The following is a 24,194-nucleotide window of genomic DNA, read 5'->3' on the forward strand; positions in this document are numbered from 1 at the left end:
GTGCCGGATCTATTGGCGGCTGCTGTCCGACAGCAGGCGCACGATGGCTGTTGCCATCGCATAGTCGCCGGCGGCGGCTGATATGAAGCCGCCGGAATGTTTCGATTCCACGAAATCGTAGACTTCCGGCGACTGCGATCGGAGATTGGTAAGGAAGACGGTCAGCCGGCGCTTGGCTTCGGGGTCGAGATCGCTGCGGACGGCGTGGGGACCGTATCGCAGCACACCGGAGGTCCAGATGATCTGGAGCGCGGCTTTTGAAATTCCCGCTGCCTCCAGCCGCGCCGCCGTGCCGTCCGGATCAGCCGGCTGATCGCCGGCAATTGCCGTCCGGTTTTCCGCCGCGGCCCGCTCCCAGCCGAACACGGCATCGGCCTGGCCATCGACCAGCATCGCTTCGGCAGCGGCGGCCGAGCCGGCATGAGTGAGGAATGGCGCATCCTGGCTGATCTTGATGCCATCGGCGGCCAGCCCGGCGAGCGGTAGAAGAGAACCGCCGACATTATCGGAAGGCGCCATGGCGATGCGGTGCGTTTGCATGGCTGCAAGATCGGGAAGCTTGCTGTCGCGCGTCAAAAGCACGGAGCGGATGCCGGTGGCGCCGTCGGCATCGACCGGCGCCACCAGAGGTTCGACGCAGCCGCAGCGCTCCAACGCGGTGGCGTAGGCAGTCGCCGAATAGACCGCGTACTGAATCCGGGCATTGGCCTGTGCCTCGATCAGCGCGGCATAGTCATGCGCGACGACGAATTCCACCTTCATGCCGAGCGCCTTGCCGTAGGCGTCTGTCAGCAGGGCCAGACCTGGAACCGTGTTGCCTGCGCCTGGCTCGGCAACGATGCCGATCCGAAACGTCCCGATCTGGTCGCGCCAGTCGGCGTGCGCGGCCTGCGGCAAGGCCAGCAACGCTACGCTGGTCGCCAATGCCCTCCAACCCGGCCCTATGGCGAGATCCGCCCGTGTCATCGTTTCATGCCTTGTACCGCCGTTCCTCGAAGCGCGCCGCATCTCGCAAGGATGCGTGCACCGTGCCTGCCCGCCGTCGCGACTATTGCGCCAAGCCGTTGCCGCCTGGTTTCCGATTTGCCAATGCCGCGACGGGACCTTATGTCTGGTCCCCCAGACTGGCAATGACGGCACCGATGGCGCGCGCTTTCCTCTTCGTTCTCGATTCTTTCGGCATTGGCGGCGCCGCCGATGCCGAACGCTATGGCGACGCCGGGTCGAACACATTCGGACATATCGCCCAGGCCTGCGCGGAAGGCCGCGCCGATCGCGAAGGCCTGCGCAAGGGACCGCTTCTGGTGCCCAACATGGTTTCACTCGGTCTAGCCCGCGCCGCGCACACTGCGACCGGCTTCCGGTTCGACAGCACGGCCGACGCTGTTTCGGCCTCCGCCTTCCACGGCGCCGCGCAGGAGATCTCGAGCGGCAAGGATACGCCGTCGGGCCACTGGGAAATCGCCGGCCTGCCGGTGCGCTTCGACTGGGGCTATTTCCCCGATACGGCGCCCGCCTTCCCTGCCGAACTGACCGAAGCGATGATCCGCGAGGGCAAGGTGCCGGGCATTCTCGGCAATTGCCATGCGCCGGGCACTGAGATCATCGAGCGCTTCGGCGAGGAGCATATCCGCACCGGCAAGCCGATCTGCTACACCTCGGTCGATTCCGTCCTGCAGATAGCAGCGCACGAGGTGCATTTCGGCTTGGAGCGTCTCTACGAGTTCTGCAAGACGGTGCGCCGGCTGGTCGACCCGCTGAAAATCGGACGGGTGATCGCGCGGCCCTTCCTTGGCGAAACATCCGCCACCTTCGAGCGCACCTACAACCGCCATGACTACGCCGTGCCGCCGCCTGAGCCGACGCTGCTCGATCGCTTGACCGGGCGCGGCAGCCGAGTGATCGCGGTCGGCAAGATCGGCGACATCTTCGCCCACCGCGGCATCTCGGAAGTGCGCAAGGCGCCCGGTAACATGGCAATGTTCGACAAGGCGCTGGGCGCGATGGACGATGCCGGCGACGGCGACCTAGTGTTCGCCAATTTCGTCGACTTCGACACCGAGTTCGGCCACCGCCGCGACGTTGTCGGCTATGCGGCGGCGCTCGAAGCCTTCGACCGCCGGCTGCCCGAGGCGCTGGTGAAACTGAAGCCGGGCGATCTGCTCATCCTCACCGCCGACCACGGCAACGACCCGACATGGCGCGGCACCGACCACACGCGTGAACGCATTCCGGTCATCGGCACCGCACCGGGTCTCGCGGGCGGCGACATCGGGCTCAGGACCACCTTCGCCGATATCGGTGAAACCGTGGCCGAACACCTCGCGCTGGGGCAAGGCCGACACGGTACCTCCTTCCATGCGACGATAGGCAGCCATGCCTGAGTTGCCCGAGGTCGAAACGGTCCGGCGTGGCCTTCAGCCGGTTCTGGAAGGCGCGCGCATCGTGCGCGTCGAGGCACGCCGGCCCGATCTCAGATTTCCGTTTCCGGCGAAATTTGCGCAGCGGCTGACCGGCAAGACCATCATCGCGCTTGGCCGCCGCGCCAAATATCTGACCATGCATCTGGACGGCGGTCCGGTTCTGATCTGCCATCTCGGCATGTCGGGCTCGTTCCGTATCGAAACCGCTGATGACAGCGCGACGCCAGGCAAGTTCCATCACGAGCGCTCGAAGGATGCCAAGCACGACCATGTCGTGTTCCACCTCGTATCGCCAGCCGGCGTCCCATCTCGCGTGGTCTTCAACGACCCGCGCCGCTTCGGCTTCATGCTGTTTGCCGAAGGGCTGGCCGACGCGCATCCGATGCTGGCGGGGCTGGGCGTCGAGCCGACCGGCAACGCGCTGGACGGCGCCCTGCTCGCATCGCTGCTGAAGGGCCGCAGATCGCCGTTGAAGGCGGCGCTGCTCGACCAGAGACTGATCGCCGGGCTCGGCAACATTTATGTGTCGGAGGCGCTGTGGCGCGCCGGCCTGTCGCCATTGCGCGAGGCAGGCACCATCGCCGGAACCCGCAAGAAGGCCAAGGAACAGAGCGAACGACTGGCGGAAGCGATCCGTTCAGTGATTGCCGACGCGATCGCCGCCGGCGGGTCGTCGCTGCGCGACTATGTGCACACAGACGGGTCGCTGGGCTATTTCCAGCATTCCTTCGCGGTCTACGATCGCGAGGGCGAGCCCTGCCCGACGCCCGGCTGCCGCGGCCACATCGAGCGCGTCGTGCAAAGCGGCCGCTCGACCTTCTATTGCCGGACCTGTCAGCGGTGAACTAGAGCGGCTCACCGTTTCACGGAAACGGCGACCCGTTCTAGCTATTGTTTTGACGCAATTCCGGAGGGAAAACCGCTCACACTTTTCCTGGAATTGCTCTAGACCGATCGCTTCAATGCCGGAACGAGGAGGCCAGCCCATGAGCTATGAAACCATCATCGTGGAGACGCGCGGCAAGGTCGGCCTGATCACGCTGAACCGGCCCAAGGCGCTCAACGCGCTGAATGCCCAGGTGCTGGCGGACATATTGGTGGCAGCAAAGGGGTTCGATGCCGATCCGGGCATCGGCGCCATGGTCATCACCGGTTCCGAGAGGGCCTTTGCGGCGGGCGCCGACATCAAGGAAATGCAGACCATCGCCTACGCCGACGCCTATGTCCGGGATCTTTTCGTCGGCTGGGAGGAATTCACACGCACGCGCAAGCCGATGATCGCGGCGGTCGCCGGCTATGCGCTGGGCGGCGGCTGTGAGCTGGCGATGATGTGCGATTTCATCATTGCCGCCGACACGGCAAAATTCGGCCAGCCCGAAATAACGCTCGGCGTCATTCCCGGCATGGGCGGATCGCAACGGCTAACCCGCTTTGTCGGCAAGTCGAAGGCGATGGACATGTGCCTGACCGGACGGATGATGGATGCCGCGGAGGCCGAGCGGAGCGGCCTGGCGTCGCGCGTCGTGCCGGCTGGGGAACTGGTCGACGAAGCGCTGAAGACCGCAGCCAGGATCGCTGAATTTTCGCTGCCCTCGGTGATGATGGCCAAGGAGGCCGTCAACCGCGCCTACGAGACGACGCTGGCCGAGGGGTTACGCTTCGAACGCCGGCTGTTTCACTCGCTGTTTGCGCTCGACGACCAGAAGGAAGGCATGGCGGCCTTTGCCGAGAAACGGAAGCCGAATTTCACCAACCGCTAGCGTCAACGCGTTAGAGCATGATGCCGCGACAAACGGTTTCCGTTCGTCCGAGAAAAACGGCTTCACACCTTTCGGCATCAGGCTCTGGCGGCGGAGGCCAAAAAGAAGCCAAAGCGGCGTTGACGTGCCGGGAAAGCTGAACTATAAGCCGCTCCAACCGAGGCGGCCGTTGGCTGCCCGTTTGTTTTTTGCGCCCTGCGGCATCCCGCATGCGCTCACCAGATCAGAAGAGAGGCACCATGGCCAATACCTCCTCGGCCAAAAAGGCAACGCGCAAGATCGCCCGCCGCGCAGCGATCAACAAGAACCGCCGCTCGCGCGTGCGTACCTATGTCCGCCAGGTCGAAGAGGCACTGGCTGCCGGCGACAAGGCAGCCGCGCTGGAAGCCTTCAAGACCGCAGAGCCGGAATTGATGCGCGCCGCGACCAAGGGCGTGATCCACAAGAATACGGCATCGCGCAAGGTGTCGCGTCTGGCTCACCGCCTCAAGGTGCTGTCGGCCTGATCGACCGTTCCTGAACTGTCGTTCTTTTAAACCCGGCCGATCGCGCCGGGTTTTTTCGTTTGCCGGCAAGCACTTAAAAAGAACGCCCGCAAAGCGCGCCCGGCCCGCATTCCAGAGTTCGGAATGCTTTGCCGGCACATACACTCCCACTTATATTCCAATCCGCCGAAACGGCCCGCGCCAATAAATTTGACTGTCACAAATTACTGATATTTTTCAATGACTTGCAGTCGGTGATCCACAGCTTGTTCACATCGCCTGTGGGCGACAGGCGGCAAGTTGGTGTCAAGCGAATTATTTCAGAAAATTTCAAACCGCACAGCCATTTTCATATTCGCGGCAAAAGGGTTTGAATCACAATGGCTTTGTCAAAATCTACGGTTCCAGGACGGGACCCGAACCCTTCATCAGTAACCAGATTCCTTAAAAATCCGTTAGACGTGGCCTTGCCCTATCCACAGCGATTTCGGTAATGTCGATCTATCGAAAGGGACGGGCCGTTAGCCCATAACTCAGCCTGAATCGGCCAGCTCACAGCGGCAGAATTCATGACGCGGATCAATTCCGTGAACGGGTATGGTTTGTCTTTTCGATGCGGTAGGGGACTGGCGTAATTTGTACATGGCAGGTCGATGGCGCACCGGCGTTTTCGCCGGGTGGTGTCGCTTTGCCCGAACATGTCAGACGGACTGGCTTTAAGCAGCCGGGACCGATCCCTTGCTGATGAGGCAACGTCAACGCCGGCGGCGGCGGTGGTGTTGTAGCGAAGATACGGTCGTCGGAAACATGGGTGCAGGAGGCGCACTCCCGGCGGAAAAAGGTACAAAGGAAAAGGGACGCAATCATCATGCAGAGCGGCATCGAGCGGGAGCTTTCGGGCGACCTGCCATTTCCTGGAACATTGGTCGGAGCACACGACGTGGCGGCTTCCAGCGACGCGGAACAGAAGTTCGACCGGGTCAAGGCCCAGTTAAAGGCGCGTCTGGGAACCGAGGTCTATTCGAGCTGGTTCGGTCGGATGAAGGTGGCGGAGGCTTCCCGGGGCATTGTACGCATCTCTGTGCCCACGGCCTTCCTGCGCTCGTGGATCAATGGTCACTATCTCGATCTCATCGCCGACCTGTGGAAGCACGAAGACCCCGAGGTCCTGAAGATCGAGATCGTCGTGCGCACCGCGACCCGTCCGGCCCGCAATGGCGTCGAGCCCGAAGCCGTGCCTGCGCGCAAGATGACCAAGCAGACGCAGACCGCACTGGCGGCCGGCACGGCGGGTCCAGGCCGGGTGGAGCGTGCGCCCGCCCCTCGCCCCGGCACGCCGATCGAGGCCGAGTTCCGGCACAATGTGCTGGGGTCGCCGCTCGATCCGCGCTACACGTTCGGCTCCTTTATTGAAGGCCCGTCGAACCGGGTGGCCTTCGCCGCCGCCAAAGCCGTGGCGGAATCGCAGTCGAGCGCGGTGCGCTTCAACCCGCTGTTCCTCCATGCCACCGTCGGCCTCGGCAAGACCCACCTTTTGCAGGCGATCGCGGCCGAGTCGCTCAAACAGAACCCGAAGTCTCGCGTCGTCTACCTGACGGCCGAGTATTTCATGTGGCGCTTCGCCACCGCGATCCGCGACAACAATGCGCTGACGCTGAAGGAACAGCTGCGCGACATCGACCTGTTGATCATCGACGACATGCAGTTCCTGCAGGGCAAGTCGATCCAGCATGAATTCTGCCATCTCATCAACATGCTGCTCGACAGCGCCAAGCAGGTGGTGGTTGCCGCCGACAGGCCGCCGTCGGAACTGGAGTCGCTGGAGCCCCGCGTGCGCTCGCGCCTCAATGGCGGCGTCGCGCTCGAAATGTCGGCGCCGGACTTCGCCATGCGCATCGGCATGCTCAAGCTGCGGCTTGCCACCGCCAAGGTCGACGATGCGTCGCTCAATATTTCGGAGGAGATCCTGAACCATGTCGCCCGCACCGTGACCGGCAGCGGCCGTGAACTGGAAGGTGCGTTCAACCAGCTTCTGTTCCGTCAGTCGTTCGAGCCGGCGATCACCATCGACCGCATCGACGAAATCCTCGGCCACATCTATCGCTCGGGCGAGCCGAAGCGGGTGCGCATAGAGGACATCCAGCGCATCGTGGCGCGCCACTACAATGTGTCGAAGACAGAGCTTCTGTCCAACCGGCGCACGCGCACCATCGTCAAGCCGCGGCAGGTCGCGATGTACCTGTCGAAGGTGATGACGCCGCGTTCGCTGCCGGAGATCGGCAGGCGTTTCGGCGGTCGCGATCACACCACGGTGCTGCATGCCGTGCGAAAGATCGAGGACCTTTCCGGCGTCGACAATACGCTGGCGCAGGAGCTGGAACTGTTGCGCAGGCTGATCAACGACCAGGCCTGAGCGGCACGGCAAACAGAGCGCGCCGGGTTTGGAGTATTCGGTCGGCGCGCTTTAAATTTGTTGTTTTGATGCATGTCGTTGTCCCAAAACCGCGGCGCACTTTTGGGCGACATGCATAGGTTGGCGGCCCTTGCCCGCTTTATCCCCAGAAAGCCCGCGTAACCGGCGCGAACCGGTGGCGCGGGCTTGCGTTTAACGGCTTTTTCCTGTCAGTTTGCATAGATTCTGAGCCTGTTCAGACCTTTCGCGGGGCGCCGCCCATTGGTGACCCGTTCATTCATTCAAGCGAGCCTGTTTCGTCATGCGTGTTATCCTGGAACGGTCAAATCTCCTGAAGTCGCTCAACCACGTTCATCGCGTGGTCGAACGGCGCAACACCATACCGATCCTGTCCAACGTGCTGCTCAGCGCCGAGGGCGCCAGCCTTGAAATGAAAGCCACCGACCTCGACCTCGAAGTGACCGAAGCGACACCCGCAAAGGTCGAGCGCGGCGGGGCGACGACGGTTCCGGCGCACCTGCTCTACGACATCGTGCGCAAGCTCGCCGACGGCGCCGAAGTGATGCTGAAGACCGACGAGGACGGCAATGCCATGACGGTGACGTCAGGCCGCTCTAGCTTTCGCCTGCAGTGTCTGCCGCAGTCCGATTTCCCCGAGCTTTCGGCCGGGTCCTTCTCGCATATCTTCCGGCTCGATTCCGTCGCCTTGAGAGGCCTGATCGAGAAGACGCAATTCGCCATCTCCACCGAGGAGACGCGTTACTATTTGAACGGCATTTACCTGCACACGCATGAGACCGGCGGCAAGCTGAAGCTGCGTTCGGTGGCAACCGACGGCCATCGCCTGGCGCGCGCCGAAATCGACGCGCCAGCAGGGTCCGAGGGCATGCCGGGCATCATCATTCCGCGCAAGACCGTCAGCGAGCTGCAGAAACTGGTCGACGATCCGGATGTCGCGGTGACCACCGAATTGTCCGACACCAAGATCCGCTTCACCATCGGCAGCGTGGTTTTGACCTCGAAGCTGATCGATGGCACTTTCCCGGACTATCAGCGCGTCATCCCGACCGGCAACGACAAGAAGCTGATCATTGATCGCCAGAGCTTTGCCGCAGCCGTCGATCGCGTCTCGACCATTTCCTCCGAACGCGGCCGCGCGGTGAAGCTTTCGATCACAGAGGGCCAGGTGACGCTTGCGGTGAACAATCCGGATTCGGGCAGTGCTACCGAGGAACTGGCGGCCGACTATTCGTCCGACCCAATCGAGATCGGCTTCAACGCCAAATATCTGCTCGACGTTGCCGCGCAATTGACCGGCACGGAAGCGAAATTCATGCTGGCCGATGCCGGTTCGCCAACGCTGATCCACGACATGGCCGACGAAACCGCGCTCTACGTGCTGATGCCGATGCGGGTGTAGCCGCGCTGCGGCAAACCTTCGGCGTGACGATTGCGGCGACTTCTACAGGCGGATAGCGGTTGCCCCAGCAAAGCCATATAAGTAAGCTTACACTTACTAATTTCCGCAACTATGCGGCGCTGTCGATCGATCTTTCCCCGGGCGCCGTGGTGTTTTCCGGCGACAATGGCGCCGGCAAGACCAATCTCCTGGAAGCCATTTCCCTCTTGACGCCCGGCCGCGGCCTGCGCCGCGCGCCCTATGCCGACGTGGCCCGCGAAGGCGGCGATGGTGGCTTTGCGCTGCATGCAAGGCTCGACGGACCGGAGGGCCAGGTCGAGATCGGCACCGGCATCACCGGGGGCGAAGCGGCCGGTGAGGGCGGCCGCAAGGTGCGCATCAATGGCGCGCCGGCGCGTTCGGCCGATGCCATGCTCGAATGGCTGCGCGTCGTCTGGCTGACGCCGGCCATGGACGGCCTGTTCCCGGGACCCGCCGCCGACCGCCGGCGCTTTCTCGACCGGCTGGTGCTGGCGATCGATCCCGGCCACGGCCAGCGCGCGCTCGACTATGAGAAGGCGATGCGCGGACGTAACCGATTGCTTACGGAAGGCTCGCGCGACAGCGCCTGGTTCGACGCCATCGAGACGCAGATGGCCGAGACCGGCGTGGCAATTGCAGCGGCGCGCGCCGAACTGGTGCGCCTGCTCGCCGCCATGATCGACAGGCTGCCCAGCAGCGGGCCGTTTCCGCAGGCCGACATCAGCCTGTTCGGCGACCTGGAAAGCGACGTCGCCACGGCGCCTGCCGTGGATGTCGAGGAACGCTATCGCGCCGCCCTCGCAGATGGCCGCGAGCGCGACCGCGCCGCCGGACGCACACTGGACGGCCCGCACCGTTCGGATCTTCTCGTGCGCCACCGCCCGAAGGCGATGCCGGCCGAACTCTGCTCGACCGGCGAGCAGAAGGCGCTGCTGGTTGGCATCGTGCTGTCGCATGCGCGGCTGACCGGCGAGATGTCGGGGATGACGCCGATCCTGCTGCTCGACGAGATCGCCGCCCATCTCGACGCCGGCCGGCGCGCCGCGCTGTTCTCGATCCTGGAAGAATTGAACTGCCAGGCCTTCATGACCGGGACCGACGCCGCGCTGTTTTCCAGCCTGAAAGGCCGCGCACAGTTCCTCACCGTTGATCACGGCACGGTTGGGCCAACCAAAGACACCTGACAAGGTTTTTTGCTCGCTATAAGGTTCGGCAATGACCCCTGCCGCCCTTACCGACGAAGAACTCGAGCGTTACGCCCGCCACATCGTGCTGCCTGAAATCGGCGGCGCCGGCCAGCAGAGGCTGAAGCGGGCCCGGGTGCTGGTCATCGGCGCCGGCGGGCTCGGCGCGCCGGTGCTGGAATATCTCGCTGCCGCCGGCGTCGGCACGCTCGGTATTGTCGATGATGACACGGTCTCGCTTTCCAATCTGCAGCGGCAAGTCATCCACGCCACAGACACGATCGGCACGGCAAAGACCGAGAGCGCCAAAGCGGCCATCGCCCGCATCAATCCGCATGTGGCGGTCGAACTGCACGACTTCAGGCTGACGGCCGAGAACGCCGCTGCGCTCATCGCGCGCTACGACATCGTCGTCGATGGCTCCGACAATTTCGAGACGCGCTATGTCGTGGCCGATGCCTGCGCGGCGGAAAAGCGGCCGCTGGTGCACGCCGCCGTCGGCCGCTTCGACGGCTCGGTGACGGTGCTCATACCGTTCGAGACCGGCGCCGACGGCAAACCGAACCCAAGCTATCGCGACCTCTTTCCCGAGGCGCCGCCGGAAGGGTTGGTGCCGTCCTGCGCGGTGGCCGGCGTCATCGGCGCGCTGACCGGCGTCATCGGCACGCTGCAGGCGATGGAAGCGATCAAGCTGATCACCGGCATCGGCGAGCCGCTGGTCGGCCGGCTGCTGCTCTACGATGCGCTGTCGGCGCGCTTCGACACCATCCGCTACAAGAGAAACTGAGCGCATGGATCAGTCCGCCGGCGTTTTGGTCACGCAGCTTGCTCCGGGCTTCGATCGCTGGGACGAGCTGCTCAGCCTGATCATGCGGGCCTTTGCGTCGATGGACGGCGTCATCGACCCGCCATCCTCGGCGCATCTGCTGAGCGTCGAAAGCCTCAGGGACAAGGCTGACCGGGAAACGGTATTCCTGGCTCTACAGGGCGTTCGGATTGCCGGCTGCATCTTCGCGCTGGAGAGGACTGCCGATTTCTATGTCGGCAAACTCGCAGTCGAGGCTGAGCTTCAGGGACAAGGCATCGGCAGGCAATTGATGCAGGCTGTCGAGGATTTTGCCCGCAGCCGCAACAAGCCAGCGATCGAACTTCAGACACGGATCGAACTTATGGCAAATCACGCGACCTTTGCCCGTCTCGGCTTTTACGAAATCGCGCGCACCGCGCATCAGGGCTATGACCGGCCGACTTCGATCACCATGCGCAAGGAGCTCAAGTGAGCCTCGCCCTCAGTGCGCAGGAGCAGGCAATCGCCTCCGGCCATGATGGGGCGGCGATGGCGATGCGCATCGTTGCCGAAAGCGCTGCGCTGCTTGGCGCGCCGCGGCTGATCCCGATCGCCTCAGCGCATATTGACGGCGCGCTCTATCACGGTGATTCCGGCACGCTGTTCGCCGAAAGGCTGGTCGAGGGCGGCGCGCGCGTTGCCGTGCGCTCGACGCTCAATGTCGGCGCCCTCGATTTGATGGGCTGCTCGCGCGTGCGCCTCGAAGAGCCGGCGCGCGGCATGGCGCGGCGGATGATGGAGGCCTACCGCAAGCTGGGCTGCGAGCAGAGCTGGACCTGCGCACCCTATCAGGCCGGCCACAGGCCAGCCCAGGGCACTGACGTCGCCTGGGGTGAATCCAACGCCGTGGTGTTCTGCAATTCGGTGCTCGGCGCGCGCACCAACCGTTACGGCGACTTTTTGGACATTGCTTGCGCCATATCGGGCCGGGCGCCGGATTACGGCCTGCACCGCGTCGAGAACCGGCAGGCGCGGCTGGTGTTCGATGTTTCAGGCCTCTCCGCCTCGTTCCTCGGCTCGGAGATCGCCTGGCCCGTACTAGGCAGCCTCTACGGCCGTGAGGTGGGCAATGCCGTCGGCGTCGTCACCGGTGTATCCCACCATCCCGGCGAGGACGCGCTGAAAGCCTTCGGCGCGGCGGCGGCATCGTCAGGCGCAGTCGGTCTCTTCCACATTGCTGGCGTCACGCCTGAGGCACCCGACGCCGAGACCATCCTGGTCGGCGGCAGGCCGGAAACAGTGATCCATGTCACGCCGGACATGGCCGCGAAGGCCTGCGTCGGCCTGTCCACCGCAATCACGCAAACCGCCATCGATGCGGTGGCGATCGGCAGCCCGCATCTGTCTGCGGCCGAATTCGATGCGCTGGAGCGGTTGATCGGCGGGCGGCGGCTTAGCGTGCCGATTTACGCCTGCACCGGCCGCCACGTGCTCACGACGCTCGAACAAAGCGGCCGGCGCAAGACGCTCGAGGCGAGCGGCGTGATCATCGTCGCCGACACTTGTGTTGTGGTGACGCCGATCCTGCCGGATCTTGCAGGCGGCGTGCTGATGACCAATTCGGGAAAGTTCGCGCAATATGCGCCGGGCAATACCGGCTACGCCGTGCTTTACGCATCGCTGGCCGACTGCGTGGAAAGCGCCGTCATCGGTAAGCCGTGCTTTACGGATATTGCCGCATGAACGCCTTGGCCGAAATCCTGGTGCCGGGTCGAGCCGGCGAAGGCGAGGCGCTGGTGCTGACCGCGCCGATCAGCTTCTGGGGCGGCGTCGATCCAAAGAGCGGCCGCATCGCCGATGTCCGCCACCCGCAGCATGGCGAGACCATTGCCGGCCGCGTGCTGTTCCTGCCCGGTACGATCGGTTCGTCCTCCGCCTCCGCCGTGCTGATGGAACTCGTCCACAATGGCCATGCGCCGGCGGCGCTCGTGCTGCACGAACCGGACGCGATCCTGCTGCTCGGGTTGATTGTTGGCAGGGAAATGGGCTGGCGGACGCCGGTGGCGCTCAGGCTGGAGCGTGGTGCGTTCGCGGCCTACCGTGGAAAGCGGGTGAGCGTCGCTGATGACGGCGCTCTTACAACCGCCATCTGAACGCCGTCGACTTCAGGTCCTGAGCGGCAGCACGCGGTCCGGCGGACGGTGGCCGTCGAAGAAGGCGCGTATATTGATGATCACCCTCTCGCCCATGTCGATGCGGCCTTCGAGTGTCGCCGAGCCCATATGCGGCAACAGCACCACCTTGTTCTTGGCGGCGAGCTTCAGCAGCTTCGAGTTTAGCGCCGGCTCGTGTTCGTAGACGTCGAGGCCGGCGCCGGCGATCTTGCCGTCCTGGATCAGCTTGACCAGAGACTCCTCGTCGATGATGTCGCCGCGCGCGGTGTTTACGATGTAAGCGGTGGGTTGCAACAGCGCCAGCCGCCGCGCTGACAGCAAATGGAAGGTGGCCGGCGTCGACGGGCAATTGACCGAGATAATGTCCATGCGGGCAAGCATCTGGTCGAGGCTTTCCCAATAGGTGGCCTCCAGCCCTTCCTCGACCGCCGGCAGCACGCGATGGCGGTTGTGGTAGTGGATCGACAGGCCGAAGGCCTTGGCGCGCCTGGCGACCGCGGTTCCGATGCGGCCCATGCCGACAATGCCGAGGCGCTTGCCCCAGATGCGCCGGCCGAGCATCCAGGTCGGCGACCAGCCGGCCCACTTCTTGTCGCTGGTCAGGACATTGGCGCCTTCCGCCAGCCGACGCGGCACCGCCAACATCAGCGCCATGGTCATATCGGCGGTGTCTTCGGTCAGCACGTTCGGCGTGTTGGTGACGGTGATGCCTTTCTTGGCTGCCGCCTCCACGTCGATTTTGTCGACACCATTGCCGAAATTGGCGATCAGCTTGAGATTGTCGCCCGCCTGGGCGATCAGCGCCGCATCGATCTGGTCGGTGATGGTCGGCACCAGCACGTCGGCTTCCTTGACCGCCGCGACTAGCTCCGGCTGCGTCATCGGCCTGTCCTCGACATTCAGCCTGGCGTCGAAGAGTTCGCGCATGCGGGTCTCGACCGGATCAGGGAGCTTGCGCGTGATGACGACGAGAGGCCGTTTTTTGCCTGCCATTGTTTCCTCGAACCCGATCTCGTTGAGACCTCTTTAACCAAGACAGGCGAAACTGAATACCGGTCGCGGTGCCTGCCACTCCTGTAACAAGCGGTGCCGCCGAAGACAAAGAAAAAGGGGCGCCGTGACCAAAGGGCAGGCGCCGAAAGGAACGAAAGTGTCTGGTTTCGCGTCGCTTCGCCTGGTCCTCAGCGCAGCGCTTCTCGGCGCTCTCCTGCATTCCCCGCAAGCCGCGGCTCAAGGTGCTGCCGCACCTGCGCAGACGGTGACGCTTGGGCCGAGCGGCCTGCCGCTGCCGCGTTTCGTCAGCCTGAAATCGGCCCGCGTCAACTCGCGCGTCGGCCCGGGCGCCAACTATTCCGTCGACTGGATGTATACCAAGGCCGGCCTGCCTATGGAAATCATCCAGGAATTCGACACTTGGAGGCGCGTGCGCGACGCCGATGGCTCGGAGGGCTGGATCAACCAGTCGCTGTTGTCAGGCCGCCGCACCGCGATCGTCGCACCCTGGCAGCGAAGCAAAGGTGGCCGAATCAATCTGCTCGACGATGCGGACAAGGACGCCAGCGTCGTCGCCATCATCGAGCCGGGCGTGACTGGCACGATCAAAACCTGCGATGGCCAGTGGTGCGAGATGACCTTCGACGGCCACACCGGCTGGATCGCCCAGTCGCAGGTCTGGGGCGCCTATCCCGGCGAGCACGTCAAGAACTGAGATTGCTGGAAAGGCCGGCTAGCGGCCGATGCGGCCGAGATGGGTGTCCTGGAAGCCGCTCGACAGCTTGAGGCCATAGCCGAGTGCACGGTCGACCGCGATGTGGGTGATCCAGATCAGCCCGATTGCCGTTGCCATGGAATTGGCCAGGACGTATCCGGCGAGCGCCAGGAAAAGCGGGACAATCAGGATATGCAAAGCGTTGTAAGCGACAGCGCCAACGCGCGGCCCGGCGAGATAGCCCAGCATCGACAGGTCAGGCGCCAGGATGAGCAGGGCAAACAGCCACCAGGAAGTACCCGACAGCGCGTAAAGGACGATGCCCACCACCACGACGGCGGCCCATTCGAGCCGGATCACCAGATCGACCGGTTTCATTGATGTGCTATTCTATTCTGTTCCACGCAATTCCGGACGGAAAACCGTTTCACACTTTTCCTGGAATTGCTCAGATGCCGCGCTTCGGGCGCAGCCGCACCACGATGTCGACATTGGCGATCTCCATGCCCGCGGGTGGCTCCGGCAGGTTGGAGACGGTCACCGGACCGCTTTCGATGTCGAAGATCCGGTTTTCGCCTTCGATGTAGAAATGATGGTGATCGGAGGTGTTGGTGTCGAAATAGGTCTTCGACCCCTCGACCGCGAGGATGCGCAGCAGGCCGGCCTGGGTGAACTGGTGAAGGGCGTTGTAGACGGTGGCAAGCGAGACCGGCACGCCGGCGGCGATCGCCTCCTCATGCAGTTCCTCGGCCGAAAGGTGGCGGTCGCCTTTGGCAAAAAGCAGATCGGCCAGCGCAATGCGCTGGCGCGTCGGCCTTAGGCCGGCTTCGCGAACCCGCTTGTCCACAGCGACATTTTCCTTCCGGCAGCCCAGATCCATCTATTCGTCCAAGCCCACAGTTCCGCCTCAAGACACCCCCAGAGTGGCGAAAAAACGTCATCGACCGAAACTGGACACCTCTCGACATATATTCTGTTGGCCGAATGCGATCAATAGCGCGCATTGACCCGGGCAGACGGGCGGGTTAAGCGCAAACGCCGGTTTCCGGCTCCAAATGGATTGTGTTAGGAAACCAACGACAAGGGCGCCCACCGCCCGGGACTATTATGGGGACGAGATTGATGGCGGGTTCGAAATCCAGCTACGGTTATGAGGAATTGCTGGCCTGTGCCCGCGGCGAGCTGTTCGGGCCCGGCAACGCCCAGTTGCCCTACCCGCCAATGCTGATGTTCGACCGCATCACCGAGATCAGCGAGACCGGCGGCGCCCACGACAAGGGCTTCATCCGCGCCGAATTCGACATCAAGCCGGACCTGTGGTTCTTCGCCTGCCATTTCATCGGCAATCCGATCATGCCGGGGTGCCTCGGCCTCGACGCCATGTGGCAATTGACGGGGTTCTACCTCGGCTGGCTCGGCGAACCGGGCAAGGGCATGGCGCTGTCGACCGGCGAAGTGAAGTTCAAGGGCATGGTGACGCCATCGGTCAAGAAGGTCGAATACGGCATTGATTTCAAGCGCGTCATGCGCGGGCGCCTAGTGCTCGGCATCGCCGATGGCTGGCTTAAGGCCGACGGCGAACCCATATACGCGGCGACAGACCTCAAGGTGGGGCTGTCCAAGCAATCGGCCGCCTGACCGGCGCCACTGCAGCAGGGCGTTTCCCGGGACGCGCAATGACGCTGCAGCATTTTGATTTTGCGTATGATCGCTGGCCAAAACCGGCTACGGTTTCGGGATCATCCGCTGGAAGGAGTTGCGAATGAGAAGGGTCGTCGTCACTGGCCTCGGCATCGTATCGTCGATCGGCAACAATGCCAACGAGGTGCAATCCTCGCTCTACGATGCCAAATCCGGCATCAGCTTCTCCGATTCCTTCGCCGAACACGGCTTCCGCTGCCAGGTCTGGGGCGCACCGACGCTCGACCCGTCGGCCATGATCGACCGTCGCGCCATGCGCTTTCTGAGCCAGGGTGCAGCCTGGAACCATGTCGCCATGGACCAGGCCATCGCCGACGCCGGCCTTGGCGAAAGCGACATCACCAATGAGCGCACCGGCATCGTCATGGGATCGGGCGGTCCGTCCACCCGCACCATCGTCGAGGCAGCCGAGATCACGCTCAAGAACAACAGCCCCAAGCGCATCGGTCCCTTCGCGGTGCCGAAGGCGATGTCGTCGACCGCTTCGGCGACGCTCGCCACCTGGTTCAAGATCCACGGCGTCAACTATTCGATCTCGTCGGCGTGCTCGACCTCGGCGCATTGCATCGGCAATGCCTACGAGTTGATCCAGTGGGGCAAGCAGGATGTGATGTTTGCCGGCGGCCATGAAGACCTCGACTGGACGATGTCGGACCTGTTCGACGCCATGGGCGCGATGTCGTCGAAGTATAACGACAAGGCGTCAACGGCGTCCCGCGCGTACGACGCCAATCGCGACGGTTTCGTCATCGCCGGCGGCGCGGGCGTCCTCATCCTGGAGGAACTCGAACACGCCAAGGCGCGCGGCGCCAAGATCTATGCCGAGATCGTCGGCTACGGCGCGACGTCGGATGGCTACGACATGGTGGCGCCGTCCGGCGAAGGCGCGGTGCGCTGCATGCGCCAGGCGCTGGCGACGGTGTCGACGCCGGTCGACTATATCAATACTCACGGCACCTCGACGCCGGTCGGCGATTCCAAGGAGATGGGCGCCATCCGCGAGGTGTTCGGCGACAAGATGCCCTTCATCACCTCGACCAAGTCGCTGACCGGCCATTCGCTGGGTGCGGCCGGCGTGCAGGAATCGATCTATTCGATCCTGATGATGCAGGGCGGCTTCATCGGCGAAAGCGCCCACATCGAAAACCTCGATCCGGAATTCGAGGGCATGCCGATCGTGCGCAAGCGTATCGACGACGCCAGGATCGACACGGTTTTGTCCAATTCGTTCGGTTTCGGCGGAACCAACGCAACGCTCGTTTTCCAGCGCTATTCCGCATAAGGCCAGCGCTTTCATATATAAGGATTGCCGGCCATGGACGGACTGATGAAGGGCAAGCGCGGGCTTGTCATGGGCGTCGCCAACGATCATTCGATCGCCTGGGGCATCGCCAAGAAATTGTCCGAGCATGGGGCGGAGCTCGCCTTTACCTATCAGGGCGATGCCTTCGGACGCCGCGTCAAGCCGCTCGCCGAAAAGCTCGGGGCGTCGCTGGTCGTGCCCTGTGACGTCGAGGATAGCGCCTCGGTTGCGGCCACCTTCGAGACGCTCGGCAAAGAATGGGGCGGGCTCGACTTCGTCGTCCACGCCATCGGCTTTTCCGACAAGAACGAGCTCAAGGGGCTCTACGCCGATACCAGCCGCAACAATTTCGTCCGCACCATGGTCATCTCCTGCTATTCGTTCACCGAGATTGCCCGCCATGCCGCCCCGCTGATGAGCGATGGCGGCGCGATGATCACGCTGACCTATGCCGGCTCCGTCCGCGTGATGCCGAACTACAACGTCATGGGCGTCGCCAAGGCCGGACTGGAAGCCAGTGTGCGCTATCTCGCCAATGATTACGGCCCGCGCGGCATCAGGGTGAACGGCATATCGGCGGGGCCGGTGCGTACGCTGGCAGGTGCCGGGATTTCGGACGCGCGGCACATGTATTCCTACCAGCAGCGCAACTCGCCGCTGCGCCGCACTGTGACGATCGATGAGGTCGGCGGCTCGGCGCTCTATCTTTTGTCCGACCTCTCGTCAGGCGTCACCGGCGAGATTCATTATGTCGATTCCGGCTATCACATCGTGTCCATGCCAACACTGGATGAATTGAAGCAGACCGACAGCGGACGCGATTAGAGCCTGTTCCATCCCGATGAAATCGGGGCTCTATCTCTTTTGGTTAAGCATGGTCTCTGGACAAACGGTTCCCGTTTGCCCGAGAAAAGCTGGGATCACTTTTTGCGATCATGCTCCAGTTCTTCCAGTAAAATTAGATGCATTGGCGGAAACTCATTTTAAGGAGATATCCGCTATAAGTCCTATGGCTAGAGCACTGCGCGTTCTTTCTGAGCGCAAAGGGATGCTTTAGGATTTATGAATTTGCATGTGATCTTTCCGGAAATTCGAGTTGATTTTCGAGATCATGCGACAGGGACTGAGTAATGCCTGCTGTCAGCAATCCGAAGCGAACGCCTGTGTTCCGGCTGCTCACCGTCGCCGCGTCGGGCCTTGGCAGTTTCGTTCTCGGGCTCTGGGGTCTCCAGTTCGGTTTCGGTGACGGCTTTGCCGGCATGCAGGCAGGAACCATGGTCGGCATCGCGTCGGCTTTGTGCGCGCTGGCCGCCGCCGGTGCGTCCCTGTCCTTCTTCGCCGGCGTTGACGAATCGGTGGACTACGTCTTCAACGAAACCCAGTTCGACAAGCTGACCGGGCTTTTGGCGCGGCCGGCCATGGTCGGCAAGGTTGCCGATGCTGCGTCGGCGACGATCAAGACCGGTGAGCCGGTGTTCCTCATCGACATCGACATCGACCGCTTCAAACAGATCAACGACGCCATCGGCTACAGCCATGGCGACGAACTGATCCGCGCCTTCACCAAGCGGCTGAGGGCCTGCATGCCCGAGGGGACGGTGATGGGGCGCATCGGCGCCGGCGAGTTCGCCATCCTCGTCTCGGAACATGAGATGCAGGGATCGATGGAAGCCACTGTCGAAACCCTGATCGAGGAGATGCTGAAGCCCTACCAGCTCGATTCCCACCTGCAATCGGTCGGCCTGTCGGTGGGCATCGTGGCGATGCCGAAGGACGGCGTCGATCCGGTCCTCATCCTGCGCCGCTCCAACCTGGCGCTGCAGAATGCGCGCGCCGGCGGGGTGGGCAACTGGGCGGTCTTCCATTCCGACATGGGCCAGGTCGCCGACTACCGCCATTGGATCGAATCCGAGCTGCACGTTGCCTTCGACCGCGGCGATTTCGACCTCCATTACCAGCCGCAGCTCGATCTGCCGAGCGGCCGCATTGTCGGCTACGAGGCGCTGATCCGCTGGAAGCATCCCGAACGCGGCATGATCCCGCCGATGGAGTTCATTCCGATCGCCGAAGAGACCGGCATGATCCACCCGATCGGCAATTGGGTGCTGCACAAGGCCTGCAGCGATGCCCGCCATTTGCCCGAGGACTGCTTTGTTGCCGTCAACATCTCGCCGGTCCAGTTCATGACCAAGGATTTCGTCGGTATCGTGCGCGACACTATGGCCAGCACCGGCATCAAGCCGTCACGGCTGGAGCTCGAACTGACCGAGACGGCGATGATGCAGGACCGCGACCGCGCCGCCATCATCCTGCAGCAGCTTGCCGACATGGGCATTTCGGTGGCCGTCGACGATTTCGGCACCGGCTATTCCAATCTGAGCTATCTGATCGACTTCGCTTTCGGCAAGCTGAAGATCGACCGCTCCTTCATCAGCCGCATGGACACCGATTCCAATTCGGGTGCCGTCGTCTCGACCATCGTCGGCCTGTCACGGGCGCTTGGTGTCGGCATTATCGCCGAGGGCGTCGAGACCGAGAACCAGGCGACGCTCTTGAGGGCGGCCGGCTGCGAAATGGTGCAAGGCTATCTGTTCGGCAGGCCGGCGCCGCTCAAGATCAAGCCCGGCGAGATCAGAGCGACCATTCCCGTCCACGAGCCGGCGCGCATCGTCAGCATGCATTGAGGCCGCGCTAAGCGGCCTCTCCGGCACTTGTCCTATCGACGCGCGGCAAAAACCTTGAACATGCCGTCACGGGCGATCTCGGCATGGCTGGAGAAGACAGCCTTCAGAACCGGTTCGTAAGGCAGCTGGCGGTTTGCCACCATGAACAGCCGCCCACCCGGCTTCAGCGCCTTGCCCGCCGCCTGAATCATCCCGGCGCCGATTTCCGGCTCGGCCGCCCGGCTGCGATGAAAGGGCGGGTTCATGACAATGGCGTCATAGCGCCGTTCGACTGGCTCGCTCAGCAGATCGATCCAGAAGAAGCCCGGCTCGAAGCCGGTAAGGCCGATGTTGCCCTTTGCCGCCTCAAGCGCGTCGAAATCCGCCTCGTAGAGGTCGAGCCCGGTTATGCCGGGTGAACTTGCCGCCACCTCGGCCGCGACATAGCCCCAGCCGGCGCAGAAATCGGCGACGTTGCCGCGCAGGTCTTTGGGCAAGTTGTCGACCAGAAGTTTTGAACCGGCGTCGATGCGGTCGAAGGAGAACATGCCGGGCGCGGTCCGGAAGCGGCCCTCGATCAACGGCCAGTCGCCTTGCCAATCCTTGATGGACTTCGCAAACGCCTCTGCCTGCGGCGTGCGCGCCAGCCAAAACGCAACGCCATGGTTCTTCGACAGGTGTCCACCCAGCGGCACATTCGCCTTCGAAGGATGGTAGCGCCTTTCGCTGACTATCTCTGGAGCCTGGCCCTGCCGTTCAACGACAACACGGCCCGATTCTCGGCGCGAGATAGCAGCTGCGAGCTTGTCCTCGTTGTCGGCCATGCGCTTGCGCAGGCTGTCGATGCCGTCTTCCTTGCCGCCGGCGACAACGATCAGGCCGCCCGGTGCAACGCGTTCTATCGCCTCGGCGATGCGCATTTCGTTTTGCCCGCGATGGCGACCGACGAGGACGAGGGCTGCATCGAATGCATCGCCTTCAAGCCGGGGCGTCACCTTGTGGCCGGCACGCTCCAGCGCGCGGAAATGCGGCCGGAAGCCCTGCACGAGATGGAGTTCTGCATCGAAACCTTCAGGCAAACGAAAACCGGGTTCGGCGCCCAGGAACAGCACACGCTCGCCCTTTTGCGGCAGAGGCAGCGCCTCGGCCTCGAAGGGATGGAACAGTGTCTTCAGCGGCTCAGCGGCCATTCTTCGATCTCACGCCTTAAACGAAAACGGGCGCGACCTATGCCGCGCCCGTTTCAATTTCACTATCAGACCGCTCAGGCGGCGTTTTCTTCGCCTTCGGTCTTCTTGTCGCGGGCGATTTCCTTGCCGGTGGCCTGGTCGACGACCTTCATCGACAGGCGGACCTTGCCGCGCTCGTCGAAGCCCATCAGCTTGACCCAGACCTTGTCGCCTTCCTTGACGACGTCCGAGGTCTTGGCGACCCGGTCGTTGGCAAGCTGCGAGATGTGGACGAGGCCGTCACGCGGACCGAAGAAGTTGACGAAAGCGCCGAAGTCGGCGGTCTTGACGACCGTGCCTTCGTAGATCTCGCCGACTTCCGGCTCTGCGACGATGGTGTGGATCCACTTCTTGGCCGCCTCGATCTCCTTGGCGTTCGACGAAGCGATCTTGACCGTGCCGTCATCCTCGATGTTGATCTTGGCGCCGGTCTTCTCGACGATCTCGCGGATGACCTTGCCGCCGGAGCCGATAACGTCGCGGATCTTGTCGGTCGGGATGTGCATGACTTCGATGCGCGGCGCGAACTCACCGAGTTCGGGGCGGGCGCCGGTCAGAGCATGCGCCATCTCGCCGAGGATATGCTGGCGGCCATCCTTGGCCTGGTCCAGCGCGATCTTCATGATCTCCTCGGTGATGCCCTCGATCTTGATATCCATCTGCAGCGAGGTGATGCCGTTGGCGGTGCCGGCGACCTTGAAGTCCATGTCGCCGAGGTGATCTTCGTCACCCAGGATGTCGGACAGAACCGCGAAGCGCTCGCCTTCCTTGATCAGGCCCATGGCGATACCGGCGACCGGCTTGGCCAGCGGAACGCCGGCATCCATCAGCGCCAGCGAGGTACCGCAGACGGTGGCCATCGACGACGAGCCGTTGGACTCGGTGATCTCCGAGACGACGCGCAGCGTGTAGGGGAACTGGTCAGCGGAGGGCAGCATCGGACGGATGGCGCGCCAGGCGAGCTTGCCGTGGCCGATTTCGCGGCGGCCCGGCGAACCCATGCGGCCGGTCTCACCGACGGAGTAGGGAGGGAAGTTGTAGTGAAGGAGGAACTTCTCCTTGTACATGCCGGTCAGCGAATCGACATACTGCTCGTCTTCGCCGGTGCCGAGCGTGGCAACGACCAGCGCCTGGGTCTCGCCGCGGGTAAACAGCGCCGAACCGTGGGTGCGCGGCAAAACGCCGACTTCCGAGACGATCTTGCGGACCGTCTTGAGGTCACGGCCGTCGATGCGCGAGCCGGTGTCGAGGATGTTCCAGCGCACGACCTTGGCCTGGAGTTCCTTGAACACCGAGCCGATCTGCTCGGACGTGTACTTGGCGTCTTCGCCTTCGGCCGGGGCAAACGCTGCCTTGACCTTGGCCTTGACGGCGTCGACGGCGGCGTAGCGCTTCTGCTTGTCGACGTTCTTGTAGGCATTGCTGAGCTCGTCGCCGACGATCTTCAACATCTCGGCTTCGAGCGCGGAATAATCCGGCGCCGTGAAATCGCGCGGCTCCTTGGCGGCAACTTCGGCCAGCTTGATGATGGCGTCGATCACCGGCTGGAAGCCCTTGTGGCCGAACATGACGGCGCCGAGCATCAGCTCTTCGCCAAGTTCCTTGGCTTCGGACTCGACCATCAGAACGGCGTCGGCGGTGCCGGCGACAACGAGGTCGAGCTTGGATTCCTGCATCTCGTCGACATGCGGGTTGAGCACATATTCGCCGTTGATGTAACCGACGCGAGCGCCGCCGACCGGGCCCATGAAGGGGACGCCCGAGAGCGTCAGAGCGGCCGAGGTGGCAACGATCGACAGGATGTCCGGATCGTTTTCGAGGTCATGCTGGACGACGGTGACGACGATCTGGGTGTCGTTCTTGTAGCCGTCGGCGAAGAGCGGGCGGATCGGGCGGTCGATAAGACGGGAAACCAGCGTTTCCTTTTCGCTCGGACGGCCTTCGCGCTTGAAGTAGCCGCCCGGGATCTTGCCGGCGGCATAGGTCTTTTCCTGATAGTTGACGGTCAGCGGGAAGAAATCCAGGCCGGGCTTCGGCTCTTTCATCGAAACGACGGTGGCGAGAACCTTGGTTTCGCCGTAGGTCGCGAGCACCGCGCCGTCAGCCTGACGTGCGATCTTGCCGGTTTCCAGGATGAGCGGACGGCCGCCCCATTCGATTTCCACTTTGTGGTGATTGAACATGTCTTGTCCTTAATAAGCGGAAAGGGCCGCGCCGTTTCACGGTGCGCGGATGCCCTTTCCCTGGCTTCCTTTCTCGGGCAGCCACGGGCAAGACAACGGGAAGCTCGGGTAAATTTCGGCGCTGGTCAGCGCACGAGCGTCCTGCAATCCTGCCCCATGACCGTCCATGGGCGGTTTCGAGTGGCCCTCTGCACGCTCGAAACCAGGTCTGGCCAATCGATGCGACTGGCAGAATGCGCGACCGGCGGGCTCTCCTTCGAAAGCCCGCCGGTCAATTCGTCAACGGCGCAGACCGAGCTTCTCGATCAGCGTCTGATAGCGCGCGTCATCCTTGCGCTTGAGATAATCAAGCAGGCTGCGGCGCTGGGAGACGAGAGCGAGCAGACCACGGCGGGAATGGTTATCCTTCTTGTGGTCCTTGAAGTGGTCGGTCAGGTTCTTGATGCGCTCGGAAAGGATGGCCACCTGGACTTCCGGAGACCCGGTATCGCCCTTGGCGGTTGCGAATTCACCCATCAATTCCTTTTTGCGCTCGGCAGTAATCGACATCGTGTTTTTCCTTATCTGTTTGAGGAAACGGGTCGCCCTCAGCCGGGATGTCGTCCAGCAGGGGCCGGTGCAAGCAACGCGACACGGCGCGAAGCTGCGGCGCATATAGGGCAATTCCCCGGAAAACACCAGCCCAATTCATAAAGCCGGCTTGTCGCACCCTTTTGCTGGCGAATCCAAGATTTCCCTGA

23 protein-coding genes are annotated in these 24,194 nt (G+C 63.1%); 16 read left to right on the forward strand and 7 right to left on the reverse strand.

What is annotated here, in order from left to right; translation table 11 throughout:
* Nucleotides 1-9: 9 nt before the first annotated feature.
* Nucleotides 10-966 carry a phosphate/phosphite/phosphonate ABC transporter substrate-binding protein gene (locus AC04SH_RS08520; protein WP_488574685.1) on the reverse strand — a complete coding sequence of 319 codons (957 nt, stop codon included), beginning with the start codon at nucleotides 964-966 and terminating at the stop codon, nucleotides 10-12.
* 176 nt (nucleotides 967-1,142) lie between these two features.
* Between AC04SH_RS08520 and AC04SH_RS08525 the strand changes: the two genes are divergently transcribed.
* The 11 genes from AC04SH_RS08525 (at nucleotide 1,143) to AC04SH_RS08575 (ending at nucleotide 12,646) form a co-directional block, all read left to right on the forward strand.
* On the forward strand, nucleotides 1,143-2,384 hold the full coding sequence (locus AC04SH_RS08525) for a phosphopentomutase (RefSeq protein ID WP_488574909.1): 1,242 nt from the start codon (nucleotides 1,143-1,145) through the stop codon (nucleotides 2,382-2,384).
* Nucleotides 2,377-3,267, forward strand: a complete 891-nt coding sequence (gene mutM / locus AC04SH_RS08530) for a bifunctional DNA-formamidopyrimidine glycosylase/DNA-(apurinic or apyrimidinic site) lyase (RefSeq protein WP_488574686.1) — start codon at nucleotides 2,377-2,379, stop codon at nucleotides 3,265-3,267. The genes AC04SH_RS08525 and mutM overlap by 8 nt, the downstream gene beginning before the upstream one ends.
* 142 nt (nucleotides 3,268-3,409) lie before the next feature.
* Entirely contained in the window at nucleotides 3,410-4,183 is a 774-nt protein-coding gene (locus tag AC04SH_RS08535; protein WP_477233674.1) for an enoyl-CoA hydratase, read from the forward strand.
* A 239-nt stretch (nucleotides 4,184-4,422) separates the two neighbouring features.
* Entirely contained in the window at nucleotides 4,423-4,689 is a 267-nt protein-coding gene (gene rpsT / locus AC04SH_RS08540) for a 30S ribosomal protein S20 (RefSeq protein ID WP_023681995.1), read from the forward strand.
* Nucleotides 4,690-5,536: 847 nt separating this feature from the next.
* Nucleotides 5,537-7,081: a chromosomal replication initiator protein DnaA gene (dnaA, locus tag AC04SH_RS08545; protein WP_488574687.1), complete on the forward strand. Its 1,545-nt coding sequence runs from the start codon at nucleotides 5,537-5,539 to the stop codon at nucleotides 7,079-7,081.
* A gap of 301 nt (nucleotides 7,082-7,382) precedes the next feature.
* Entirely contained in the window at nucleotides 7,383-8,501 is a 1,119-nt protein-coding gene (dnaN, locus tag AC04SH_RS08550; protein ID WP_023669575.1) for a DNA polymerase III subunit beta, read from the forward strand.
* Between the two features lie 59 nt (nucleotides 8,502-8,560).
* Nucleotides 8,561-9,706, forward strand: coding sequence for a DNA replication/repair protein RecF (gene recF, locus AC04SH_RS08555; protein WP_488574688.1), 1,146 nt, complete (start codon nucleotides 8,561-8,563; stop codon nucleotides 9,704-9,706).
* Nucleotides 9,707-9,737: 31 nt separating this feature from the next.
* Nucleotides 9,738-10,493, forward strand: a complete 756-nt coding sequence (locus AC04SH_RS08560) for a molybdopterin-synthase adenylyltransferase MoeB (RefSeq protein ID WP_488574689.1) — start codon at nucleotides 9,738-9,740, stop codon at nucleotides 10,491-10,493.
* 4 nt (nucleotides 10,494-10,497) lie between these two features.
* Nucleotides 10,498-10,986, forward strand: coding sequence for a GNAT family N-acetyltransferase (locus AC04SH_RS08565; protein ID WP_488574690.1), 489 nt, complete (start codon nucleotides 10,498-10,500; stop codon nucleotides 10,984-10,986).
* The gene (locus AC04SH_RS08570) at nucleotides 10,983-12,236 is read left to right on the forward strand and encodes an aconitase X (RefSeq protein ID WP_488574691.1); all 1,254 of its coding nucleotides are present in this window, start codon (nucleotides 10,983-10,985) and stop codon (nucleotides 12,234-12,236) included. The genes AC04SH_RS08565 and AC04SH_RS08570 overlap by 4 nt, the downstream gene beginning before the upstream one ends.
* Nucleotides 12,233-12,646, forward strand: a complete 414-nt coding sequence (locus AC04SH_RS08575; RefSeq protein ID WP_488574692.1) for an aconitase X swivel domain-containing protein — start codon at nucleotides 12,233-12,235, stop codon at nucleotides 12,644-12,646. Before AC04SH_RS08570 ends, AC04SH_RS08575 begins: the two co-directional genes overlap by 4 nt.
* A gap of 12 nt (nucleotides 12,647-12,658) precedes the next feature.
* On the opposite strand, the gene AC04SH_RS08580 is transcribed toward AC04SH_RS08575, so the two are convergent.
* On the reverse strand, nucleotides 12,659-13,660 hold the full coding sequence (locus tag AC04SH_RS08580; RefSeq protein ID WP_112560544.1) for a 2-hydroxyacid dehydrogenase: 1,002 nt from the start codon (nucleotides 13,658-13,660) through the stop codon (nucleotides 12,659-12,661).
* Between the two features lie 157 nt (nucleotides 13,661-13,817).
* Here AC04SH_RS08580 and AC04SH_RS08585 point away from each other — a divergent pair, with 157 nt between their 5' ends.
* Nucleotides 13,818-14,375 (forward strand): SH3 domain-containing protein, encoded by a 558-nt coding sequence (locus AC04SH_RS08585; protein ID WP_112560553.1) that lies wholly within the window; start codon nucleotides 13,818-13,820, stop codon nucleotides 14,373-14,375.
* 18 nt (nucleotides 14,376-14,393) lie between these two features.
* On the opposite strand, the gene AC04SH_RS08590 is transcribed toward AC04SH_RS08585, so the two are convergent.
* Together AC04SH_RS08590 and irrA are read right to left on the reverse strand one after the other, a co-directional pair.
* Nucleotides 14,394-14,753, reverse strand: a complete 360-nt coding sequence (locus tag AC04SH_RS08590; protein ID WP_488574693.1) for a DUF4260 domain-containing protein — start codon at nucleotides 14,751-14,753, stop codon at nucleotides 14,394-14,396.
* Between the two features lie 70 nt (nucleotides 14,754-14,823).
* The gene (irrA, locus tag AC04SH_RS08595) at nucleotides 14,824-15,255 is read right to left on the reverse strand and encodes an iron response transcriptional regulator IrrA (RefSeq protein ID WP_477233666.1); all 432 of its coding nucleotides are present in this window, start codon (nucleotides 15,253-15,255) and stop codon (nucleotides 14,824-14,826) included.
* 242 nt (nucleotides 15,256-15,497) lie between these two features.
* Here irrA and fabA point away from each other — a divergent pair, with 242 nt between their 5' ends.
* From fabA to AC04SH_RS08615, 4 genes are all read left to right on the forward strand, one after another.
* Nucleotides 15,498-16,013 (forward strand): 3-hydroxyacyl-[acyl-carrier-protein] dehydratase FabA, encoded by a 516-nt coding sequence (gene fabA, locus AC04SH_RS08600; RefSeq protein ID WP_023669566.1) that lies wholly within the window; start codon nucleotides 15,498-15,500, stop codon nucleotides 16,011-16,013.
* A 124-nt stretch (nucleotides 16,014-16,137) separates the two neighbouring features.
* Entirely contained in the window at nucleotides 16,138-17,358 is a 1,221-nt protein-coding gene (gene fabB / locus AC04SH_RS08605) for a beta-ketoacyl-ACP synthase I (RefSeq protein ID WP_477233665.1), read from the forward strand.
* A gap of 33 nt (nucleotides 17,359-17,391) precedes the next feature.
* On the forward strand, nucleotides 17,392-18,204 hold the full coding sequence (gene fabI / locus AC04SH_RS08610; RefSeq protein ID WP_488574694.1) for an enoyl-ACP reductase FabI: 813 nt from the start codon (nucleotides 17,392-17,394) through the stop codon (nucleotides 18,202-18,204).
* Between the two features lie 305 nt (nucleotides 18,205-18,509).
* Nucleotides 18,510-20,063, forward strand: a complete 1,554-nt coding sequence (locus AC04SH_RS08615; protein WP_488574695.1) for a putative bifunctional diguanylate cyclase/phosphodiesterase — start codon at nucleotides 18,510-18,512, stop codon at nucleotides 20,061-20,063.
* 32 nt (nucleotides 20,064-20,095) lie between these two features.
* Here AC04SH_RS08615 and AC04SH_RS08620 read toward each other — a convergent pair whose 3' ends face one another.
* The 3 genes from AC04SH_RS08620 to rpsO form a co-directional block, all read right to left on the reverse strand.
* The gene (locus AC04SH_RS08620) at nucleotides 20,096-21,232 is read right to left on the reverse strand and encodes a class I SAM-dependent methyltransferase (RefSeq protein ID WP_488574696.1); all 1,137 of its coding nucleotides are present in this window, start codon (nucleotides 21,230-21,232) and stop codon (nucleotides 20,096-20,098) included.
* Between the two features lie 74 nt (nucleotides 21,233-21,306).
* Nucleotides 21,307-23,454, reverse strand: a complete 2,148-nt coding sequence (pnp, locus tag AC04SH_RS08625; protein ID WP_477233662.1) for a polyribonucleotide nucleotidyltransferase — start codon at nucleotides 23,452-23,454, stop codon at nucleotides 21,307-21,309.
* 279 nt (nucleotides 23,455-23,733) lie between these two features.
* Complete coding sequence (rpsO, locus tag AC04SH_RS08630) at nucleotides 23,734-24,108, reverse strand: 30S ribosomal protein S15 (protein WP_281035917.1); 375 nt, start codon at nucleotides 24,106-24,108, stop codon at nucleotides 23,734-23,736.
* Nucleotides 24,109-24,194: the final 86 nt, after the last annotated feature.

It is taken from the genome of Mesorhizobium sp. CNPSo 4688, from assembly GCF_057784295.1.

Excerpts from the sequence above, each read along its gene's own strand:
- AC04SH_RS08535 (WP_477233674.1), top strand. The coding sequence starts at position 3,410 with ATGAGCTATGAAACCATCATCGTGGAGACGCGCGGCAAGGTCGGCCTG.
- AC04SH_RS08590 (WP_488574693.1), bottom strand. The coding sequence starts at position 14,753 with ATGAAACCGGTCGATCTGGTGATCCGGCTCGAATGGGCCGCCGTCGTG.
- mutM (WP_488574686.1), top strand. The coding sequence starts at position 2,377 with ATGCCTGAGTTGCCCGAGGTCGAAACGGTCCGGCGTGGCCTTCAGCCG.
- irrA (WP_477233666.1), bottom strand. The coding sequence starts at position 15,255 with ATGGATCTGGGCTGCCGGAAGGAAAATGTCGCTGTGGACAAGCGGGTT.
- AC04SH_RS08620 (WP_488574696.1), bottom strand. The coding sequence starts at position 21,232 with ATGGCCGCTGAGCCGCTGAAGACACTGTTCCATCCCTTCGAGGCCGAG.
- dnaA (WP_488574687.1), top strand. The coding sequence starts at position 5,537 with ATGCAGAGCGGCATCGAGCGGGAGCTTTCGGGCGACCTGCCATTTCCT.
- fabI (WP_488574694.1), top strand. The coding sequence starts at position 17,392 with ATGGACGGACTGATGAAGGGCAAGCGCGGGCTTGTCATGGGCGTCGCC.
- dnaN (WP_023669575.1), top strand. The coding sequence starts at position 7,383 with ATGCGTGTTATCCTGGAACGGTCAAATCTCCTGAAGTCGCTCAACCAC.
- rpsO (WP_281035917.1), bottom strand. The coding sequence starts at position 24,108 with ATGCGCCGCAGCTTCGCGCCGTGTCGCGTTGCTTGCACCGGCCCCTGC.
- fabB (WP_477233665.1), top strand. The coding sequence starts at position 16,138 with ATGAGAAGGGTCGTCGTCACTGGCCTCGGCATCGTATCGTCGATCGGC.
- AC04SH_RS08520 (WP_488574685.1), bottom strand. The coding sequence starts at position 966 with ATGACACGGGCGGATCTCGCCATAGGGCCGGGTTGGAGGGCATTGGCG.
- AC04SH_RS08580 (WP_112560544.1), bottom strand. The coding sequence starts at position 13,660 with ATGGCAGGCAAAAAACGGCCTCTCGTCGTCATCACGCGCAAGCTCCCT.
- AC04SH_RS08525 (WP_488574909.1), top strand. The coding sequence starts at position 1,143 with ATGGCGCGCGCTTTCCTCTTCGTTCTCGATTCTTTCGGCATTGGCGGC.
- rpsT (WP_023681995.1), top strand. The coding sequence starts at position 4,423 with ATGGCCAATACCTCCTCGGCCAAAAAGGCAACGCGCAAGATCGCCCGC.
- AC04SH_RS08575 (WP_488574692.1), top strand. The coding sequence starts at position 12,233 with ATGAACGCCTTGGCCGAAATCCTGGTGCCGGGTCGAGCCGGCGAAGGC.
- AC04SH_RS08565 (WP_488574690.1), top strand. The coding sequence starts at position 10,498 with ATGGATCAGTCCGCCGGCGTTTTGGTCACGCAGCTTGCTCCGGGCTTC.
- AC04SH_RS08615 (WP_488574695.1), top strand. The coding sequence starts at position 18,510 with ATGCCTGCTGTCAGCAATCCGAAGCGAACGCCTGTGTTCCGGCTGCTC.
- fabA (WP_023669566.1), top strand. The coding sequence starts at position 15,498 with ATGGCGGGTTCGAAATCCAGCTACGGTTATGAGGAATTGCTGGCCTGT.
- pnp (WP_477233662.1), bottom strand. The coding sequence starts at position 23,454 with ATGTTCAATCACCACAAAGTGGAAATCGAATGGGGCGGCCGTCCGCTC.
- AC04SH_RS08560 (WP_488574689.1), top strand. The coding sequence starts at position 9,738 with ATGACCCCTGCCGCCCTTACCGACGAAGAACTCGAGCGTTACGCCCGC.